This window comes from Flavobacterium sp. HBTb2-11-1 (genome assembly GCF_009826975.1).
GTDB lineage: Bacteria > Bacteroidota > Bacteroidia > Flavobacteriales > Flavobacteriaceae > Flavobacterium.
The window spans coordinates 1-694 of sequence record NZ_WUMO01000027.1 but is presented as its reverse complement, the minus strand read 5'-3'; the positions used below and the strand labels follow the sequence as shown (position 1 = coordinate 694).

Genomic DNA, 694 nt, shown 5'->3' with positions numbered 1-694 from the left:
CAACTGTATCATTGCGGTGCCAGTTAGTGTAACTATCCCTGCATTGAATCCTCCAACAGATATGGATATTACAGGCACACCAGTTTATTGTTCACCTGCTGCTAGAACAACTAGTACAGTGACTATTAATAGTGTAACAAATGGAGTCGGAATACTTCAATATGAGATTCTTTCTCCAGTTGCAGTGGCAAAACAAAATTCTAATGTTTTTGCTGGTTTAGTGCCAGATACTTACTTGTTCCAAGTAACAGATGCAAATGGTTGTACTTATAAAGAATCTTATACTGTACTTCCAGTAACCAACATTACAATTGCAGGACAATTGGTAAGCAATGTTGTTTGTAACGGACAAGCCAATGGCGCAGTGAAATTCACGGTTGCCAATTACGGAACAAGCTATACAGCTGCATTAACGGCAGGCACAGGCACGCTTGTTCAGACAGGAAATACGGTTGATGTTACAGGTCTTGTTCCTGGAACTTATACAGTAACGGTTACAGATGATACTACAGGATGTACGGCATCCGCTTCTGTAAATGTTGTACAGCCAGCGGCATTAGCTCTTAATTTAGTGAGCAACGTAAATGCAAACTGTAATTTTGGCGCAAAAGTTTCAGTTGCTGCTGCAGGCGGAACGCCAGTTTACAAATACCAATTTGTTCAGGATGGAGCTACACCGAATCCATTGGATTAC

At 41.1% G+C, this 694-nt stretch carries 1 protein-coding gene; it reads left to right on the top strand.

Going from position 1 to position 694, the window contains the following annotated elements:
- A partial coding sequence (locus GR162_RS22085) for a hypothetical protein (protein ID WP_160783893.1) occupies window positions 1-694 on the top strand: 694 nt, incomplete at both ends.